Source organism: Pseudomonas weihenstephanensis, from assembly GCF_016812185.1.
GTDB lineage: Bacteria > Pseudomonadota > Gammaproteobacteria > Pseudomonadales > Pseudomonadaceae > Aquipseudomonas > Aquipseudomonas weihenstephanensis.
Map to the genome: position 1 here is coordinate 91,446 of NZ_JAAEBV010000003.1, position 15,730 is coordinate 107,175.

General features: G+C 58.9%; 10 protein-coding genes and 3 pseudogenes. 6 read left to right on the forward strand and 7 right to left on the reverse strand.

The genetic code is table 11. From position 1 onward, the window contains the following. Positions 1-283 precede the first annotated feature (283 nt). Together GYN01_RS11075 and GYN01_RS22670 are read left to right on the forward strand one after the other, a co-directional pair. Positions 284-1,417 (forward strand): colicin E3/pyocin S6 family cytotoxin, encoded by a 1,134-nt coding sequence (locus GYN01_RS11075; protein WP_238936227.1) that lies wholly within the window; start codon positions 284-286, stop codon positions 1,415-1,417. Positions 1,418-1,506: 89 nt separating this feature from the next. Then, complete coding sequence (locus tag GYN01_RS22670) at positions 1,507-1,638, forward strand: hypothetical protein (RefSeq protein WP_420850429.1); 132 nt, start codon at positions 1,507-1,509, stop codon at positions 1,636-1,638. 53 nt (positions 1,639-1,691) lie between these two features. On the opposite strand, the pseudogene GYN01_RS11085 reads toward GYN01_RS22670, so the two are convergent. Further along, positions 1,692-3,370, reverse strand: a pseudogene (locus GYN01_RS11085) (Tn3 family transposase); the annotation flags it as partial. A 111-nt stretch (positions 3,371-3,481) separates the two neighbouring features. Further along, positions 3,482-3,709, reverse strand: a pseudogene (locus tag GYN01_RS11090) (PIN domain-containing protein); the annotation flags it as partial. Here GYN01_RS11090 and GYN01_RS11095 point away from each other — a divergent pair. Next, positions 3,696-3,974: a hypothetical protein gene (locus GYN01_RS11095; protein ID WP_048402354.1), complete on the forward strand. Its 279-nt coding sequence runs from the start codon at positions 3,696-3,698 to the stop codon at positions 3,972-3,974. The pseudogene GYN01_RS11090 and the gene GYN01_RS11095 sit on opposite strands and share 14 nt — an antisense overlap. A 146-nt stretch (positions 3,975-4,120) precedes the next feature. Here GYN01_RS11095 and GYN01_RS11100 read toward each other — a convergent pair whose 3' ends face one another. Continuing rightward, positions 4,121-4,396, reverse strand: coding sequence for a peptidylprolyl isomerase (locus GYN01_RS11100; protein ID WP_048364834.1), 276 nt, complete (start codon positions 4,394-4,396; stop codon positions 4,121-4,123). A 45-nt stretch (positions 4,397-4,441) separates the two neighbouring features. Further along, positions 4,442-6,610: a PAS domain-containing hybrid sensor histidine kinase/response regulator gene (locus GYN01_RS11105; protein WP_048402355.1), complete on the reverse strand. Its 2,169-nt coding sequence runs from the start codon at positions 6,608-6,610 to the stop codon at positions 4,442-4,444. A 254-nt stretch (positions 6,611-6,864) separates the two neighbouring features. On the opposite strand from GYN01_RS11105, the gene GYN01_RS11110 reads away from it, so the two are divergent. Both GYN01_RS11110 and cobF read left to right on the forward strand, forming a co-directional pair. After that, positions 6,865-8,166, forward strand: a complete 1,302-nt coding sequence (locus tag GYN01_RS11110; protein ID WP_203307056.1) for an OprD family porin — start codon at positions 6,865-6,867, stop codon at positions 8,164-8,166. Between the two features lie 104 nt (positions 8,167-8,270). Beyond that, a complete protein-coding gene (gene cobF, locus GYN01_RS11115) occupies positions 8,271-9,020 on the forward strand; it encodes a precorrin-6A synthase (deacetylating) (protein WP_203307057.1) in 750 nt (249 codons plus the stop codon). Positions 9,021-9,026: 6 nt separating this feature from the next. Here cobF and GYN01_RS11120 read toward each other — a convergent pair whose 3' ends face one another. Next, entirely contained in the window at positions 9,027-10,325 is a 1,299-nt protein-coding gene (locus GYN01_RS11120) for a glycosyltransferase (RefSeq protein WP_203307058.1), read from the reverse strand. A 215-nt stretch (positions 10,326-10,540) separates the two neighbouring features. On the opposite strand from GYN01_RS11120, the pseudogene GYN01_RS11125 reads away from it, so the two are divergent. Continuing rightward, positions 10,541-10,702, forward strand: a pseudogene (locus tag GYN01_RS11125) (DUF1329 domain-containing protein); the annotation flags it as partial. A gap of 400 nt (positions 10,703-11,102) precedes the next feature. On the opposite strand, the gene bcsC reads toward GYN01_RS11125, so the two are convergent. Together bcsC and bcsZ are read right to left on the reverse strand one after the other, a co-directional pair. After that, entirely contained in the window at positions 11,103-14,633 is a 3,531-nt protein-coding gene (gene bcsC, locus GYN01_RS11130) for a cellulose synthase complex outer membrane protein BcsC (protein ID WP_203307059.1), read from the reverse strand. Then, entirely contained in the window at positions 14,621-15,730 is a 1,110-nt protein-coding gene (bcsZ, locus tag GYN01_RS11135; protein ID WP_048402360.1) for a cellulose synthase complex periplasmic endoglucanase BcsZ, read from the reverse strand. Before bcsZ ends, bcsC begins: the two co-directional genes overlap by 13 nt.

The following is a 15,730-nucleotide window of genomic DNA, read 5'->3' on the forward strand; positions in this document are numbered from 1 at the left end:
ATAGCCTGCATGGCGATTGCCATGGCCGGTTTTTCCTGGATTTTCTTTACCCTATATTCGTAGTGCGCAGCACTCGCCGCGAAAACGGGGTTTGGGGAGCAACGGAACAGAAAGTGCACTTAAGCTCTGGCAGTACAGTTTCGTGATCTGCCGATAGATCTGCCTGATCAGTTTTTTTATGGATCGTTCATCAAACTGAATGCTACTCGACTGCACGCTTGGGTCTGGCTTCACTTACTCCCTGGCCGCTAGATTTGTTGTCTGAAATCAGGATGAGAATGAAATGGCTGAAGGGAACTGCGCAGGACACCACTGCAAGGTGTGTTACGAGCAAGCGATGAAGGAAAAGGCGCGTCTAGAAGCGTTATTGCGCGCAAAACGGAACCGGCAATTGGTCGAGCCACCACCACGCCCAGAGCCTCCCCCTCCAGCAAAAAAAGCTCCCTCGCCCTTACTCAAGGGCTGCGTCTTCGCCAAGTCGTGTGCGTTGCCCGATGGAATTATCAACTACAGCAACCCGAACGGATTTGTACCGGTCGAGTCGCTCAGCCAGTATGGCGCGTATTCGGTGCTGGGCATGGGGACGGCGGTTTCTACGGCCGGGACGGCGCTGGAGTGGATTGGCGGTTCTGGCAGCGCCATCGAGCTGGCCAAGCGTTTGGGGGGCAGCTTGTCGACGCTGGCCCCGCCGAATGTGAAAATAATCATTGGCATGGTGCTGCCAAACACGACCTCACGCGACAGCGCGTTCTACACGTCCGAGCAATACGCACAGCTCAGCGAAGGCAATACGCGGGTGCGAGTGAACATTAAACACCTCCCGGATGGCTCCGTGAGCGTATACGGATTCTATACCGGGCCAAAACGGGAATGGCAGCGCGTGCCAGTGATCGCGGCGCAGGCGCGTGGCGAGCAACTTGTTGCGGATATGGGAGATGGCATCGAGGTCATCTGGACTCCCGCCGCCGATCCCAACGCTGTATTGGGTATTCCGGCGCTGGAAGGTGCCTCGCTGCAACCCGCTGCGTGGGTGTATCCACCGACCGAGCAGGCCGATCGTATCCTGATCAATCCGGTGCACCCGCCCGATTACCAGGACGCGATTATCTGGTTCCCAAACACCGGAATTCAGCCGATTTACATCTCGCTGAGCGTGTCAGGATCTGGCTATCATCCAAAACCTGACTCCTTGCCAGCGTTTCCGGACGCAAAATGGGCCAAATCAAAAACGTCAGTTCAAGGTGGAGGAGGCTTACGTCCGCGCTGGAAGAGCAGAGACGGCACAATCTATGAATGGGATTTCCAGCATGGTGCAGTTGAGAAATACAATAATCGAGGCAAGCACCTCGGCGAGTTCGATCACAAAACTGGCACTCAAAACAAAGCAGCAGACCCGACAAGGAAAGTAGAACCATGAAGCATGTGATTATGGGAGTCCCTGAAGGTGAGGAGTTCGCGTCTTTTGAAAAGGAAATCCCAGTTTCTGTCGCAGATCTTAATCTGATAATGGGCTGGGAAAAAGACGATGATTACGTATACGATTACCGGCTTACTTCGGAGCAAATTAGCGCTATAGAGCAGCTTTGTTCGTTGGAACTACCCAGAGATCTGGAGCTGTTTCTAACGTGCAACGCCTGATACGTGGTGGTCGCAAACCGTACCAACGCTCACCACAGACGCCCTTAAGAGAATCACGCGTCATCGTCGGGATTACGCAGTGGCCGCAACTCCCCACGGCGACCTCTTCCGGTACCGCGAAGGAATAGCGGAGCATGTTGATATGCTCGAAGATCAGCGGCGACAGCCGAGCCAGATCCTCGTCCAGCACCGGGTAGCCGTGCTGCTTTAGCCGTTCCACGGCTGCCGACATGTAGAGGGTGTTCCACAGCACGATAATGTTCACCACCAGACCCAGGGCACCGAGTTGATCTTCTTGGCCTTCGCGGTAGCGCAGGCGAAGCTCGCCACGTTTGCCATGGAACACGGCACGAGCCAGGCTGTGCCGGCCTTCGCCGCGATTCAACTGGGTCAGAGTAGCCCGGCGTTTGGACTCATCATCGATGTAGGTCAACGTGTGCAGGGTTTTCTCGATCCGCCCGAACTCGGCCAGTGCCTGGGCCAGGCGGGTCGGACGATCACCTGTCTGTAGAGTGCGCATGATACCGGTCGCCGGTACTCGACCGAGTTTGAGTGAGCCAGCCAGGCGCAGCAGGTCATCCCAGTGTTTGGCGATAAGGTCGAGCTTGACCGACTGCCGAGCCAGTCCGTTGAGTTTGCCGTAATCCGCATCAGGGTGTGTGCGCCAAAAGCGGGTACCACCGACATCGGCCAGACGCGGGCAGAAGTGATAACCGAGCAGGCGGAACAACCCGAATACCACATCGCTGTAGGCGCCGGTATCGGTCATGATCTGTGATGGCTGCAATTCGGTCTGTTGTTCCAGCACAACCGCTAGCAATACTAAGCTGTCACGCAAGGTGCCGGGCACCGTGATGGCATTCAGGCCGGAGAACTGATCGGAAATCGGGTTGTACCAGGTGCCCCCCCGGCCGGTACCGAAATATTTCGGGTTGGGGCCAGCATGCACCGTGCGTACCGGTACGACGAAACGCATGCCATCGGCGGAGGCCACTTCGCCGCCCCAGATCTGAGCCAGTTCCAGTTGGCTTTGTGCAGCCACCAGAATGGTATTGGCTGCTGACAGGGTGTCGTTGCGTAGATAGTTCTGGCTAACCCAGGACAGTCGATCACGGCGTAGCGCTTGGTTGTCGTTGCGGATTAATGGTTCCAGGCCGGTGTTACAGGCTCCCCCCAGGAGTACAGCACACAGACTGGTCACCAGGTTATCGGCCCGCGCATTGCGTTCGGACACATGGGTGAAGGCCTCAGCGAAGCCGGTAAGAGCAGCGATTTCCAATAGAATTTCCGGCAGATCGACACGCGGCATCAAGTCGGCCACTGCCGCACGCAGTTGCAGTAACGAGTTCGGTTCCTCCAGCTTGTCCAGCGCTCCGAGGGACAGCTCAGTTTTGTCATCAGCGCTCTCGCTCAGTTGGATAGCAGGGTTTTCGGGCAAGCGGGCGGCGACTGCCTGCCACGTTGCATCCAGCTCGACAGACAAGGCGTCCAAGGTGGTTTTGGCATCGATAGTCAGGCCCAGCGAGCGGCAGATGATCGGTCGTGCCGTCAGCCATTCAGCACCATCGAGCAGGCCGATACGCGGGTCAGCATAGCGCCAACTGGGTGAAACAAAGACATCGCGGCGGCGTAAGGCCGTGCCCAGCGCATCAAGCGTACAGAAGACATAGGCGCCCATGTCGAGGGAGCCGTCTTCGCGAGTGATGTGCTGCTGCCAAGCCTTGGCCACGATCTTGCCCAAGTAACGGACGCTGGCCAGTTGCGTGGCGTAGCCGATAGGAGGATCGACATAGCGACCAAAGCCGTCGCGTTGCTCCTGAGTCAGCAAACCAACCGGCATCGATCACAGTACCTCGGCCCAGAATATGGCGGGGGTGACTATCCGCGTGCGTTCGATGTGCCCGCGTTGCAAGAGACCTGCACGGCGATCACCGGTGACCAAGTAGTCCGCATTGCCCGCCAAAGCCATGGCCAGCAGAAAAGAGTCATCCGGATCATCGGCTTCAATCTCGATAGTCAAGCGTTCCAGCACCATCGCCCGTTGCAGGTTATTGATCATGGCCCCCACTTCGTTGCGTTTGGCGGTGGAGAACAACAGCAAGTTCGTGCGCGGTCGAAAGAGGGCCAAGGAGAACATTGAGCGCTATTGCCTAGAGCCATTCGGCGTGAAGCGCCTGGAGTCGGGAAACTATGAGCTGACAGTTCCCTATCAGAGCGACGAGGAATTGGATAAGGAGGTGCATGACTTGCTCGGCGAGATCAGCCAGGAGGCCGAGATGCGCAACTGCTTTATCGAGGCGGATGCCTGGGAGGAAGGTACTGAACGACGCTGGTAGGGCTTAAGTGCACTTTCTGTTCCGTTGCTCCCCAAACCCCAAAACCTGTTCACGGAGGTGTGTCTGACGTATTCAGCTTGAATGGTTTATGACGGCTACGCAGTCTGCGGACGCTGCCAGGCAATAGCAGCGGCGCAAATACGCGGTCAATCGCGGAAGAAAACTTGCACCAAGTGGTAACCGAACTTGCTTTTCACGGGGCCGTGGATCACCCGCAGCGGCTTTTTGAAAATGATCTGGTCGATAATCCCCACCATTTGCCCCGGCCTTACTTCCCCCAAATCGCCCCCACGCTTGCCCGAAGGGCAGGTGGAGAATTTTTTGGCCAGTACATCGAAGGCTTCACCCTTGGCAATGCGTTGCTTGAGAGACTCGGCTTCTTCAGCCGTTTTCACCAGTATGTGGCGGGCTTGCGCTTTCATGGGGCGGTTACCTTGCATCTGTAGGGCGTATTTCGAGGGCGCGGATTATGCCTGATTTTTCGTCGGGATCATTCCTCGAATCATGGTCGCCAGTTGTTCGACCGAGAAAGGTTTGCCAATCATGTCCATACCCTGTTCAAGAAACCCCTGACGTTCAGCCGCCGTTTCGGCATAGCCCGTCATAAACAGCACATTGAGCCCCGGTCGGTGTTGGCGGGCAATTTCGGCCAATTGCCGACCATTCATCCCCGGCAGCCCGACATCCGTCACCAACAAGTCAATGCGCAGCGATGACTCCAGCAGCGCCAACGCGGTTTTCGCATCGGGGGCTTGATGGGCGGTGTATCCCAGCTCATCCAGCACATTGAGAACCAGCATGCGCACGGCCGCGTCATCCTCCACCAAGAGCACGCATTCACCTTCGATGGCGCACGGTGCATCGACGCTGCTGGACGCAGGCCGGGGTTGGATCTGCGGGCTGTAATGACGGGGTAAAAACAGGCGGACACAGGTGCCATTGCCACTTTCGCTGTCCAGGGTGACATGCCCGCCGGACTGCTGGGCAAAGCCGTAGATCATCGACAGTCCCAGCCCCGTGCCTTGACCGATGGGCTTGGTCGTAAAAAAGGGATCAAAGGCTTTAGCCAGTACCTGCGGCGTCATCCCCGCGCCGTTGTCACTGACCTCAAACATCACGTAATCACCGGCTTTAACCGGTTCGAGCGTGCTGATATCGCTGCCATCCAAATAGCTGTTGAGGGTTCTGACCGTCAATTGCCCGCCTTGGGGCATTGCATCCCGGGCATTGATGATCAAGTTGAGCAGGGCACTTTCGAGCTGGCTGGCATCCGTGTTGACGGCCCACATATTAGCGCCCAGCACCACGCTCAGGTCGATATGCGCCCCTTTGGTACGCCTGAACAGCTCCTCCAGCGAACTCACCAAGTGATTAGGGTCCAAGGGTTGGCGGTCCAGTGACTGACGCCTGGAAAACGCCAGCAAGCGATGAGTCAGCGCGGCCGCACGCTGCGCAGATGAGACTGCCGCGTCGGTGAAACGCCCGATTTCAGCGCTGCGTCCTGCGGCGATGTAGCGCTTCATCAAGTCCAGGCTGCCAATAATGCCGGTCAGCATGTTGTTGAAGTCATGGGCAATACCGCCGGTCAACTGGCCCACGGCCTCCATCTTTTGCGCATGCCGTAACGCGTCTTCGGCACGCTCGCGCTCAACCATTTCCTGTTGCAATTGCAGGTTGGCTTCGGCCAGCGCCTGGGTGCGCTCGGCCACGCGCTCTTCAAGGGTTTCATTGAGGTTAAGCAGGGCCTGCTCAGTTTTTTTGCGCTCGGTGATGTCCAGCGCAGCCCCCATGAACCGGCGCGTTCGGTGAGGCTCAGCACTGAAACAACGGCCGCGGGCAAAAATCCAGCGCACGTGGCCGTCCATACCCAGCAGGCGGTACTCCTCTGCGTATTCGCTGTTGTGGGTGATGCAGGTTTTGATCGAACGGGTCAGCAACCCACGGTCTTCAGGGTGCACGCCTTGTAAATACGCGGTAATCGGCAACTGCCCGGACAGTTGCGGCTCAATGCCATGCATCTGTGCAAACCGACTGTCGGTGACGAACAGGTCTTCGTCGATGTTCCAGTCCCAGGTGCCCACACCATTGGTGGCGGTCAGGGCCAGTCGCAAGCGTTCCTCGGTGTCATGCTGCGCTTTGCGGCTGGCTTGCGAACGCTGGCGCAGCTTGATGGCTGTGCGCCGGCGGCGGGATGTTTTGACGGCCATCATCAAAATACCGGCCACCTCGCCTGACTCATCGCACACCGGGCTGAACGTCAGGTCGAGCCACATCTCGCTGGTGTGCTGGCGATCCGGAATCAGAAAGTACTGGTCGATGTAGGTACGGCTCTCACCGGCCAACACAGCCTGGATGATGGGCTGGGTAAAGTCGCGGTATTCAGGCCAGCTTTGATGAACCGACTGGCCGAACGAGGTGGGGTGCTTATCACCGGCCAACACCGCAAAACTGTCGTTGTAGACCTGGGTGAGCTGCTTGCCCCACAGCAGCAGCATGGGCATGGGTGAATTCATCACCAGTTGTACGCAAGTGCGCAGGCTCTGCGGCCAGTCAGCCACCTCTCCCAGAGGGGTCAGCGTCCAGTTCAGACGCTGGGACAAGGGGGTGAGCTGACTGAGGGTAAATACGGCACTCATGAAAAATCCTGAGGGGTCAATCGTTGGTGTGTCTATTTAAGGCCGGATGTGGGCGAAACGCTATTAACTAAATACCGGCCGCTTAAATCTTGGCAAAGTGCCACTACGTGCGACTAAGGTCCAATGAGGCTCAGGCTTAGCCTTTCGTATAATTGCGCTCCCCTTTGTATTGAACGGCTTCGCCCCGGTTTATGACCGCAGGCGCGGGTTCAATTGTTTTCGTTTTGCGAATGATTCGCTGCTGGAGCTTGTACATGGTTGTCCCTTTTTCGTTGTTGGCGCAGTGCCGGGTTGCACGCCTGAGCGCTCTGGCAGTGTGTGCCGGTGTTGCCGTACAGACGCAGGCTGGCGGTTTTATTGAAGACAGCAGCGCCAAGCTGGAAGCCCGAACGGTGTACTTCAACCGCGACTTTCGAGATGGCAGCGTCTCAAACCCGCAAGGGGCTTCCAAGCGTGACGAAACAGCGCAAGGTTTTATCCTGAATGTGCAATCGGGCTACACCGAAGGCACGGTTGGTTTTGGTCTGGACGCGCTGGGCATGCTGGGTTTGAAGCTCGATTCAAGCCCGGCAGACAGCAACAGCGGCTTGTTGCCTTCGACCGGCAGTGACCCGCGTCGTTCCAAGGATCAGTACGCAAAAATCGGTGTGACCGCAAAAATGCGTGTGGCCGACACCGTGCTCAAATACGGCGCCTTGCTGCCCGACCTGCCATTGCTCAAGTACAACGATGGCCGCTTGCTACCCAACATGTTCAATGGCGCGATGCTGGTGTCCAAGGATGTGAAAGACCTGACGATCATGGCTTCGCGCCTTAACCGTTACACCGCCCGTGACTCCACTGACGCCCAGGACCTGCGCCTGAACTGCAAGAACAAACGATACGGCTGCAACATCACCGCCGATCACTTCAACATGTACGGCCTGGACTACAAGGTGAACGAGCGCCTCTCCGCGCAGTATCACTACGCCGAACTCGAAGACATCTATCGCCAGCAATTCGTCGGCTTATTGGCCAATCAGCCCGTGGGGCAGGGCGTGCTGTCGGCCGATGTGCGGTTGCTCAAAAGTGACGATGCCGGTTCGGCCAAAGCCTCGAACATCGATAACCGGGCGATGGGCGCCATGCTCGGTTACGCCTTGAGCGGGCATAAAGTCAGCGCCGGTTGGCAGCGCATGACCGGCGACACCTCGATGCCGTACCTGGATGGCAGCAACCCGTACTTGGTCAACTACCTGCAAGTCAACGATTTTGCCAACGCCCAGGAACGCTCCTGGCAACTGCGCTACGACTATGACTTCAAGGCCATGGGCCTCAATGGCTGGTCATTCATGACCCGCTACGTGAATGGCGACAACATCAAAGTGCTCGGCCGTGCGCAAGAAGGCAAAGAGTGGGAGCGCGACACCGAGGTCAAGTACATCGTGCAAAGCGGCACCTTCAAAGACTTGAGCCTGCGCTTTCGTAACGCCACCTACCGCACCAACTACTCAAAATTCGCCCGCGACGTGGACGAAACCCGCCTGATCGTCAGCTACAACCTCAACATCTGGTAAGCCTGGCGTGCGCGAATCAGACCTGAGCCAGGTCTGATTCGCGGTGCTTTCACCTGCGCAGCGCTCTATAGTCAGCGGCACGACTATTGCGGAGCCTTGTGTGCATGAAAACCCTCCTGCTGATTGGCATGGGCGCGGGCGATCCCGAGCACATCACTGTGCAAGCGATTAACGCGCTCAACCGTGCCGACGTCTTCTTTGTTCTGGACAAAGGTCAGACGACTCACGACCTGGTGCGCTTGCGGCTTGAGATTTGCCAGCGTTACATCCGTGAGCCGTCGTACCGCGTGGTGCAGGTCGGCGACCCGAAACGCGACAGTTCAACGCCGTCCTATACCGCTGGCGTTGAGCATTGGCACGCGCAACGTGCCGACGTCTTCACCCGCCTGATCGAAGACCAGCTGGCAGAAGGCGAGTGCGGGGCTTTTCTGTTATGGGGCGAGCCGGGGCTGTATGACAGCACCTTGCGCATACTCGATCGGGTCCGCGCACAAGGCTGTGACGGTTTTGACTATGAAGTGATCCCCGGTATCAGCAGCGTTCAGGCACTCGCCGCGCGCCATCGCATCCCCCTGAATGACATCGGCCAACCAATCCGCATCACCACCGGGCGTCAGCTCAGCGCGAACGATCTGGACAACGTGGTGGTCATGCTCGACGCCCACTGTTCATTCGACGCGTTTATTGAGCACGACGTGGACATCTACTGGGGCGCTTACATCGGCACGCAGGATGAAATTCTGATCGCCGGAAAGTTGTCCCAGGTGTGTGCCCAAATCAAACAGGCGAGGGCGCAAGCTCGTCAGCGCAAGGGCTGGGTGATGGACACCTATTTGTTGCGCCGCCGCACCTGAGCACGCTCAAGCGGGAACAAGGCGATTTTTGGCCTCGATCCATTGCGACATGTACTGCGTACTTTTGTGCTGATGATGACGCAGCATGGCGCCGGTAAAGTTGTTGCGCCGATGCGCGTCAAGTTGCGCCCGGCAGGCTTCGATACGCTGCACCAAGGCCGGGCCATGGACGCTGTGCAGGTAGCGCTGAGCCAACAACGCCCGTCCGTTCAACTGGGCCTGATGCCAGGCCGACGGGTTGCGATACAGCTCAACGGCGGCTGCCGCAATGGCGCTGGCGCTTTGCGCAATGGCTCCGGCCCAGGGCATCTCACCGTGCATACCCTCGGCGCCCACCGGCGTGGTGACGTTGGGTGTGCCGCACAGCATGGCATCGGCAATTTTGCCTTTGATACCCGCACCAAACCGCAGTGGGGCCAGGCATACCCGTGCGTTGCTCATCACCGCCAACGCATCCTCTGCCCAATTGAGCACATGAAAACCCTGTGCCGGGTTGTGCAGGGCGGTGGCTTTGGGCGGGGTGTAAGCACCGTAGATGTGCAGTTGTGCCATCGGTAGCTGCTGGCGAATCAGCGGCCAGATGCTGGTTTTCATCCATAACACCGCGTCCCAGTTCGGCGCATGGCGAAAGTTGCCAATGCTCAAAAAGTGCTGGCGCTGCTCATACGGCACATACGTTGCGGGTACGGCGTCCACCATCAGCGGGCACGCATGCAGCACGTTTGCGGGAACGTGGAACTGCTCGACCAGCAGGTCGATCTCGTACTCGGAAATCATCAGGCTCAAGTCGCTGCGGTAAATCGCGGCGATTTCACGCTGGGCCAGGTCGGTCGCGGCCATCTGCTCGAATGTCTCGCGCGGCGCCGGGGCAAACAGGTCGCTGAAGTCGTCCAAATCGGGGTTGTGTTTGAGGCGCGCCTTGAGCTGCTGCTGACGTGCGTCACGCAAGCTCTGCAAGTCTGAGGTTTCCAGCACTCGAAGGGCGTCAGGGCAATGCTTTTCGACCCGCCAGCCGAACTGCTCTTGCATCATGAAACGGTCAAATAACACGATGTGCGGCGCCAGCTGGCTGATAAAGGCATCAAAACTGCTGTTGTTCAGTTCAATGCTGACCTCATCAATGCCCAATGCAGCGAGGTCTGCCTTGTGTTCGCCAATGCCAGCCGGGCTGCTGAAGGTGATGTGCCAGCCTTGCTGCAAAAAACTCTCGATGATTTGCATCATGTGCCCGCCCGCCGCGGATGAGCGCGGTTCTGGCCATACGTAACCGATGATCAGAACGCGGGTGGGGGCAGTCGACGGCATGGGGCAGGTCCTTGAAACGCTGAGGCTGAAAAAAGGCGGCAATTAGAACACAACAGGGTGGGAGCGAGTCCGCTTTGACGATGATTGCAGTCGATTGCCCAAGCCTTCATCTGCGGCCTCGGCCCGTTTATGGACGCAGCGGTCAGTGCCTTGGGCTGGCACCGGCCAACTCGCCGACCGTTGAGCCCAGCACAGACGCCAAAATTCAGTCCTACACCGCGTGGCAGGCCGGGTCGCAGTTCTTCATGGACCTGAACTCGGGGCAATACGCGGGTTACGGCATGACCAACGAGTCGAAAAAAGGCCCGATTTTGAATGAAGAGAAGGTCACCATCGACCAATACACCGCTGACGCGGCCAGGGCGATGGGGCGTTAGGCCGCGCGTAGCCGTTGACGCGTAACGCGAGGCGACGTCCATTCAACCCGGTGTTTCAGACACACCGCACTCACCGGGTTTACAAGCGCTTCGCGCCCGATCGCAGCCTCGTACCTCGACAGCGACTACAGGCGCGTAGTCGTTGACGAGTCATGCGAGGCTGCGTCCGGCGGTGAAACCGTCGTGAAGCCATTCAACCCGGTGTTTCAGACACACCGCACTCACCGGGTTTACGAGCGCTTCGCACCCGATCGCAGCCTCGTACCTCGACAGCGACTACAGGCGGTAGTCGTTGACGAGTAATGCGAGGCTACGTCCGGCGGTGAAACCGTCGTGAAGCCATTCAACCCGGTGCACCGGATTCGTGCCTCGACAGCGGCTACACGTGTGGCGTTGGCCATTACCGGAAGTCGGCGTACGGTATCAGCGGTTCTACCGGCAACGGTAAATTGCCTTGCCAGGTGTCAAACGTATACCGCAGGTACATCAACGCACGGCTGGGTGCGTAGTCATCGCTGTGTTGGTAGAGCACGCCACCGCCCAACACCAGATTGTCGGTCAACCTGCGCTCAACCAGGCCCTGCAGGCGGTAACCAAAGCCGCTGCTGCTGCCACCATCGGTTTCACCCCCCATGGCGACACCGTTAAAACCCAGATCAATCACAGCGTCCGACATTTTCGAATTCAAACCATTCAACGGGTACAAATCGCTTGAGCTGCTGTGCGCATGGGACCAGCTGAGCGAGCTTTCCAGCGACACCGACCAGTTAGCCGTCCTGAAGGCATAGTTCAACGGCACGCCAATCGAGTAGTACTCCTGCGGGCTGTAATAACCGCCCTGGCCCAAGGTGTATTCGCTCAGGTCCTTGTCGTAACCCCAATACATCAGGGTCAGGCCGGTGCGCATGCGTTCATCCGCGCGCTCCATCAAACGGTAGTAGTAACCGCCCATTGCGGTGGTTTTGTGGTTGTTCTCGACGTTTTTACCGCGCAACCAGTGTTGACCCAGGCTGGCCCATACGCCATCCACGCCACCTTCGTCGTGATTCAGCCCCAGTGTGAGGCCATTGGAGGTCACACCGCCCCACGTGATCCCGGTGGTGCGGTCCTTGGCGCCCGCATAAGACAGGATCGAGTTACTCAATGGGCGACGCGACCCGGTCAGGGTCCAGCCCAGCGAACCGATTTTGTCACTGTAGGCCACACCCCCCAGCCAGTTGGGCACATCAAAGGTGTCTGGGGTGCGGCCGATGTCGATGTCCCATGTGTCATTTTTCCAGCCGGTGGCCATCGTGGTGCCACGCGCCGATTGCGAGTGGTTGTCGCACCCCGGATACAGCAGACGGTTTGAGTCTTTTTGCCGTACCCCGACGCCACAGGTGCCGTATTGCTCGCGCACCCGGCCGTCGGCGTCGGTGTCGAATTTACCGGCGTCCATGTCCAGCTGTTCTGCACGCACCCAGCCTGTGCCATCGGCAATAGGCAGGTCCAACTGCAAAATGGTGGTCGTGGTGTCGGTGTCCGAAGTGCCTTTGGAGGCATCGTCCGAACGCCAGCCGTAATCGGTGTACAGGTGCACCGTCGGGTTTTGCCGTTGATAGAGGCTGTCCACATCACTGCGCAAGCTGCTGGCCAACCACTCGTCATGGTCTTTGGCGCGGCTGGCCAAGGTCATGGCGCGGTTATCCCGCGGATCGGCTTGTGCAGGGGTCATCAACCCGGCACCGGCCATGCCCTTGGCGTAATAGTCCAGTGCCTGTCGTGGCTGTTTGGCCGCGATCAACCGCGCTGCATCGCGGTACACCACCGGATCAGCCTGCGGGGTTTTGAGCAGTTCGGCGAACAACGCACTGGCTTTGTCCGGTTCACCGACCTCAGACCAGGCATTGGCCAGACGACGTTGCTGCGATGCGCTCAATACAGCTCTCGCTGACGGCTTGAACTGCGCTAACTGTTGACGCGCTGGCGCCAATTGCTGGCTGGCAATCAGGTTCTCAATCTGGCCCAGATGCGCTTGGGTATTGTCCGGCTGTTTTTGCAACACCTGACTATAGAGGCGCTGCGCTTGATCGTAGTCACCCCGTTCCTGCGCCCAACCCGCGACCGTCATCAGGTCATCGCTGTTGGGCGCTTGCATTAGCAACGCGATGGCTTGTGGCTCCTGACCCGCCTTACGCAAACTTTGCGCACGCGCCACCAGCACATTACGTTGCAGGCGCGTGCCCAACTCGCGCATGGCCTCACTCCATTGCGGGCGCGGCAGTTGCTCCAGCGCGCTTAACGCGCTGGCGTCGCGCTCGGTGCCCGACAGGTACAGCGCGTAGGCATACAACGCTTCAGGGTTGTGCCCCTGGCGGCGCATCAGTTGCTTGAAACTGTCATCGGCGGCGCCCGGCTGGTTGATTTCACGCTGCGCGTTGGCCAGGCGATAGGTCAACCACGGCTCGTCCGGGGTCAGGTTGCGGATTTTGCTGAGTAGCGCGACCACCTGCGGCCAGTCCTTGCGGGCGGTCGCGGTATCGGCCTGCTGGTTGAGTTCATCCCGCTCAAAACCCTGACGCAGGCTGGCGAATTCTTTCTGGCTGGCGGCGGGCAAGCTGTTAAGAAAGGCTTTGGCTTTTTCTGGCGATTGCGCGCTGTACAAACGCACCAGCGCGCGTACTGCGCTGGCATTACCCGGTTCCAGTTTGCGGGCTTGCAGCAACAAGGCTTCGGCTTGAATGTCGTTGAGTTCGCCGCGAGCGACACCGGCCAGGCCAATCAAGGCATCGGCATCGCCGGGTTTGGCTTTGCGCGCTTGTTCGAAGGCCCTGCGCGCCGTGGCGTAGTCTTTACGATCCAGTGCCTTGTCGCCCTGACTGAGCAGCATCAAGTAATGACTGGCGTCCATCAGGTCTTGCCACTGGCTGATGAACGAGGTGTCTTGCTCTTTGTTGCGCGCTTTGATGAATGTGGCGTTGGCGTCTTCATAACGACTTTGACGCAGCAGCGCCAAACCCAGTGCGCCGTAAAGGCTTGGATCGTCGGGGTAGCGTTTGATCGCACGGCGCAGCAGACCTTCAGCCACCACCGGGGTGCGTTGCTGCTCGATCATTTGCTTGCCCTGCGCACCCGCCAGCCAGGCGGGGTCCGCCAGCAGGCGCTGTTGGGTTTGCAGGGTTTTGTTGGCCTCAAGCACTGTCGGGGAGGCGGGGTAGCGTTTGATAAACGCCTGCCATGCCTGCACGGTTTTGCGGTCGACGGGCAAGGTGTGGAGGTATTCGTACTCTCGGTCTGCCGCCGCATTGCTCGCCTGCGGATCGGTGGCCAACTGTTCCAGTACAGCCAGCGCCTCAGGCGCACGCTTTTCTCTGAACAGCAAATCAACCAGGGTTTGTCGCAAACCGGCGTTGCCGGGGTACTGGCTGTCGAGGGTGCGCAGTTGTTCAATCACCCTGGGCCGTTGGCCGGTAATGTTGCTGCGAATACGCAGGTACTCCAGCGCCGTGGCAAAGTCGGGCGGGGCGTCGCCAAACAGCTGTTCAAAAATGGCTGTCGACTCTTCAGGGCGCCCCGCAGCCGCGAACAGTCGCGCCTGTTGCAGGGCTTTTTGACTCTGCGGGTCTTGCAGCTTCATCAGGCTTTGTGCCTGACGTAACGCGCCAGAATCGGGGGCTACTTGCTGCAAATGGGCGAGGCGCTCGCGGGCCAAATCCGTTTTTTTTTCCAGCAGCGCCTGACGAATAGACGCCACCAGCGCTTGGGGATTGTTGGGGGCGATCAGTTCCAGTCGCGCCAAAGAATCGCGCACCAGGTCTTCGCGGTACATGGCCTCACCGACCCGCACTTGCTCCAGCAACCATTGCTGTTGTTCTTGCACCGTGGCGGGCTGAGCGAGGGCCGTGGTCGACAATCCCGTGAGCAAAAACGCCCATGTTTTTAGTTTTTGCATGTGTCAATCCAGGCCGGTAGCAGCTGTCCATCCTTGTCAAAGCGATAGCGTTGTTGATCAAAGCCCTGGCCAAACAACACCAATGACTGGTTGTAGTAGGCGTCGGCGGCGGGCGGGTCTTGCTGCAAACGCAACGTTTGCACCGCGTAGGCAGGCGAGTCGCTGCCCGCCAACAGCGGCAACAGTGCCGCCGAGAAACCGGCCGGGCCTTTGCCGGTGTATTGACCGCTCAGTGCATCGACACTTTCCGGGGGGTAGCCCAAGGTTTGGGTGAGGCTGACCATCGGCGCAAAATGCTGTTGCAGGGTTTTGCGCTGGGGAGCGTCCTGGGCCAGCATGCCGACCCACAGGTACACGCGGATTGCATCGTAGTCGCCCGCGCTGCCGTCCTTGCTGTCAGGCGCCCAACCGCTACCGGCTTTCCACAGCAGCCAGTCCGGGGCAAAACCCTTGGGCGAGCCTTCGATCAGCACACGCTGCTGATTGGCCGCCAACTCGCTCCAGACCGGCGACAGTTGGCTGAACCGCGCCAGTAACTGCGGCGGCAAGTAGCTGGGGTTGAGCCGCCAGCCCTCTGGATTGTCAAAACCCAAGTCGCCGGGCAACAACATCAACCCCAGCTTGGGCAGTTTGCGCAGGCTTTGTGCGGCGCTGCGCCACAGCATGTTTTGCCCCATTGCGCTGTACTCGGGCACCTGCCACAGGCGCCCGGCTTCCAGCAGGCTATAGGCAATCCACAGGTCGGCATCGGTGGCGTTGTTGCTGTCGAGCACTTGCCATTTGCCCGCCTTGGAGCGTCCCCACAACCAGGCCGGTAAGTGCGCTTCAAGGCTGCCATCGGCCAGGTTGTTACGGGTCCACTTCAAGATCTTCGCGAAGCTGGGCTGATCGTTGGCCAGCAAGGCGAAAAACAAGCCGTAGCTCTGGCCCTCCGACGTGGTGATCAACTGCTCGGAAGAGCGGTCGATGATGCGCCCGTCACTGCTCAGCATGGCTTTTTTGTAGCGGTCCCAGGCGGGCCAGTCACAGCTGGCCGCGCTCGCCAGAGCAGGCAAACCGAGGGTCAAGGTCAGGGCGAGCGCGGCAAAGGGCTTCAT